Annotated in this window: 2 protein-coding genes and 2 pseudogenes; all 4 read right to left on the minus strand. The window is 65.3% G+C overall.

The window, feature by feature from the left end:
- Nucleotides 1-248, minus strand: a pseudogene (locus tag EN745_RS31330) (hypothetical protein); the annotation flags it as partial.
- A 133-nt stretch (nt 249-381) separates the two neighbouring features.
- Nucleotides 382-738 (minus strand): MmcQ/YjbR family DNA-binding protein, encoded by a 357-nt coding sequence (locus EN745_RS31335; RefSeq protein ID WP_126058153.1) that lies wholly within the window; start codon nt 736-738, stop codon nt 382-384.
- Nucleotides 739-808: 70 nt separating this feature from the next.
- Entirely contained in the window at nt 809-3,415 is a 2,607-nt protein-coding gene (clpB, locus tag EN745_RS31340) for an ATP-dependent chaperone ClpB (RefSeq protein WP_127423032.1), read from the minus strand.
- Nucleotides 3,416-3,637: 222 nt separating this feature from the next.
- Nucleotides 3,638-4,021, minus strand: a pseudogene (locus tag EN745_RS31345) (hypothetical protein); the annotation flags it as partial.

Here is a 4,021-nt window from a genome sequence, read left to right on the forward strand (position 1 = left end):
CGCAGCGCCCTGCGATCGAGCCTAGTGTTCGGCGGCTGGATAGCGATGACCTTGCCGGTATCGGCATCGACTATGACGCGGTTTCCCCTGGCGTCGTAATAGACGTCGATGTTGCCGTCCTGGGCGAGAAGGATGCCGCCGGGAGCGCGGGCCTCCCTTTCCGCGCCGTCGCCACTCGGCGCCGCGAACGCGCCGGAAGACACCAATCCGGCGACAACAGCCGAAAGGCAGACGATCGTGCGCAACATTGTGGCCAACTCTCCGGTCCGTAATTGCCGCCGCGCGGCATGTCCCTTTGTGGCGAGCCCTTCGCCAGCAAACCATTCACCGAGCTTAAGGTTCCAACATGAACCGGGCATGAAGATGGCGAACACCCGGCTGCTACAGGCCCAATTCCCTGCGTGTCTGTCTCGTCAGCTTGAGGACGACCAGGCGGTGGCTTTCGCCGAGATAGTCCTTCAGCGCCGCATCATCCATGCTCTGGCTTGTCTGGCGCTGGATCCATTTCATGCCGCGCGAGGCAAGATAGGGCGCGGGCCGGCAGCCTGGCTGCTCCTTCAGCACGTCATAGGCGATGTCGGAACATTTGAAGGTGACGAAGAGCTGTTTGCCCTCGTCCCAGCCGCCAATGGCAAACACCTTGCCACCGACCTTCCAGACATGGGCGCCGCCCCACTGGACGACATGCGTCGTCCGGGGCAGCGAGGCGCAGAAGCTGTTGTAGTCGTCGAGCGTCATGGGCGTCCGCGTCTCAAGGAAAAGCGGCGAAGCCCATTCAGGCTCCGCCGCTTTGGGTAGGCAAGGCGGTTCAGGCCGCCGCCTCGGTCGCCACGACCGTCGGCTTCGAGCGGAAGTTCAGCCGGTCGGAACCGGCGGTGACCTTGACGGTCGAGCCGTCGAGGATCTCGCCGAGCAGGATCTTCTCCGCCAGCGGATCCTGCAGCTCCTTCTGCATCACCCGCTTCAGCGGCCGCGCGCCATAGGCCGGGTCGTAGCCCTTGGCCGCCAGCCACTCGATCGCGTCGTGATCCAGCGATAGCGCGATCTTGCGGTCGGTGAGCAGGTTCTCCAGCCGCTTGAGTTGGATCTCGACGATGCGGTCCATATCCAGCCGGCGCAGCCGGTGGAACAGGATCACCTCGTCGACGCGGTTGAGGAACTCCGGCCGGAAGGAGGCCCTCACCACGCTCATCACCTCGTCTCGCACAGCATCGACATCCTGGTCCTCGCCGAGGTTGACCAGATATTCGGCGCCGAGATTGGAGGTCATGATGATCAGCGTGTTGCGGAAGTCGACTGTGCGGCCCTGGCCATCGGTCAGGCGGCCGTCGTCAAGCACCTGCAGGAGCACGTTGAACACGTCCGGATGCGCCTTCTCGATTTCATCGAACAGCACGACCTGATAGGGCCGCCGCCGCACCGCTTCGGTCAGCGCGCCACCTTCCTCATAACCGACATAGCCGGGAGGCGCGCCGATCAGCCGGGCGACCGAATGCTTCTCCATGAACTCCGACATGTCGATGCGCACCAAAGCGTTTTCGTCGTCGAACAGGAAATTGGCGAGCGCCTTGGTGAGCTCGGTCTTGCCGACGCCGGTCGGGCCGAGGAACATGAACGAGCCTATCGGCCGGTTCGGATCCTGCAGTCCGGCGCGGGCGCGGCGCACCGCCTTGGAGACGGCCTGCACCGCCTCGCCCTGGCCGACGACCCGCTTGCCGATCTCGTCTTCCATGCGCAGCAGCTTCTCGCGCTCGCCTTCCAGCATCTTGTCGACCGGAATGCCGGTCCAGCGCGACACGATATGGGCGACGTGGTCGGGCGTGACCACCTCCTCGACCATGCCGGCCTTGCCGTCCTGCGCCTCGGCCTCCTTCAGCTTCTTCTCCAGCTCCGGGATCTTGCCATAGGCAAGCTCGCCGGCGCGCTGGAACTCGCCCTTGCGCTGGGCGATGGCCAGTTCGTTGCGCGCCTCGTCAAGCTGCTTCTTGAGGTCGGCGGCGAGCCCGAGCTTCTGCTTCTCGGCCTGCCATTTCGAGGTGAGCTCGGTGGACTCCTCCTCCAGCCCGGCAAGCTCCTTTTCCAGCCTGGCGAGCCGGTCCTTCGAGGCCTCGTCCTTCTCGACCTTGAGCGCCTCGCGTTCGATCTTGAGCTGCATGATGCGGCGGTCGATCTCGTCCAGCGCCTCCGGCTTCGAATCGACCTGCATCCTCAGCCGCGAGGCGGCCTCGTCGACAAGGTCGATCGCCTTGTCCGGCAGGAAGCGGTCGGCGATGTAGCGGTTGGAAAGCGTCGCCGCGGAGACCAGCGCCGAATCGGAGATGCGCACCTTATGATGCTGTTCGTACTTCTCCTTGAGGCCGCGCAGGATAGAGACGGTGTCCTCCACCGTCGGCTCGTTGACGAACACCGGCTGGAAGCGGCGGGCAAGCGCCGCGTCTTTCTCGACATGCTTGCGGTACTCGTCGAGCGTGGTCGCGCCGACGCAGTGCAGCTCGCCGCGCGCCAGCGCCGGCTTCAGAAGGTTGGACGCATCCATGGCGCCGTCCGCCTTGCCGGCGCCGACCAGCGTGTGCATCTCGTCGATGAACAGGATGATGTTGCCGGCGGCGGCCGTCACCTCGTTGAGCACGGCTTTCAGCCGCTCCTCGAACTCGCCACGATATTTGGCGCCGGCGATCAGCGCACCCATGTCGAGCGCCATCAGCTGCTTGTCCTTCAGCGATTCCGGCACGTCGCCATTGACGATGCGCAGCGCCAGGCCCTCGGCGATCGCCGTCTTGCCGACGCCCGGCTCGCCGATCAGCACCGGGTTGTTCTTGGTGCGGCGCGACAGCACCTGGATGGTGCGGCGGATCTCGTCGTCGCGGCCGATGACCGGATCGAGCTTGCCGGCGCGCGCGTCGGCCGTGAGGTCGCGCGCGTATTTCTTCAACGCGTCATAGCCCTGCTCGGCGTTGGCCGAATCGGCGGTGCGACCCTTGCGGACATCATTGATGACCTGGTTCAGCGCCTGCGCGGTCACGCCGGCCTTGGAGAGGATGTCGGCGGTCTTGGCCGACTTCTCCATGGCCAGAGCCTGCAGCAGGCGTTCGACGGTGACGAAGCTGTCGCCGGCCTTCTTGGCCAGCTCCTCGGCGGTCGAGAACACCTTGGCCAAGGGCTGCGCCAGGTAGAGCTGGCCATTGCCGCCTTCCACTTTGGGCATGGCCTCGAGTGCGGCCTCGACGCCCAGCTTGACGTCGCGGACATTGCCGCCGGCGCGCTCGATCAGCGATGCGGCCAGGCCCTCGTCGTCATCGACGAGCACCTTCAGCATATGTTCGGGGGTGAATTGCTGGTGATTGCGCGAGAGTGCCATGGTCTGGGCGGACTGGATGAAGCCGCGCACGCGCTCGGAATATTTTTCAAGATTCATATCTGTCTCCTTCCATCACCGGCCCGCTTTGCGGCACCGGATCTGATTACGGTGACGGACCCGCCCATTCGAGCCGGATCCCTGTTCACGCGAGATATGGTGCGTAGCTCCCAGCCTCTCAAGACGCCTTGATATCGGTCAAAGGATAAAATTCCAGGCATGCGGAAACGAAAACGGCGGAGATTTCTCCCCGCCGTTGATGGACCTGAAGACAGGACTCGATCAGTTGTTGACGTCGGCAATGACCGGGTCGTTGGCCGCGCCTTCGGCCGGGGCCAGATTGTCTTCGGACGGCGCGGCACTGGCTTCGGCAGGCGCCGCGTTCACCCCTTCGGTGCCCGCATCGCCGCTGCCGGCTTCGGCCTGGCTATCCGTCTGGTCGGCATTGGCTTCGTCGGCATTGCCGCGCGAACGGCGTGGACGGCGCGGACGGCGCGAGCCGCCATTGTCGGCGGCCGCTTCGTTGCGCTCTGCCTGGGCCGCGAGGGCCGCCGGCGAAAAACTGTCGAACAGGGGCGCCTGCTCGGCCACGGTCGGCTCCGCCTGGGCGGCGGCTTCCGGCAGCGCCGGCGCCTCGTTGCGGCGGTTCTGGTCGGAGAGCTGGCC

It is taken from the genome of Mesorhizobium sp. M4A.F.Ca.ET.022.05.2.1 (assembly GCF_003998845.1).
Lineage (GTDB): Bacteria > Pseudomonadota > Alphaproteobacteria > Rhizobiales > Rhizobiaceae > Mesorhizobium.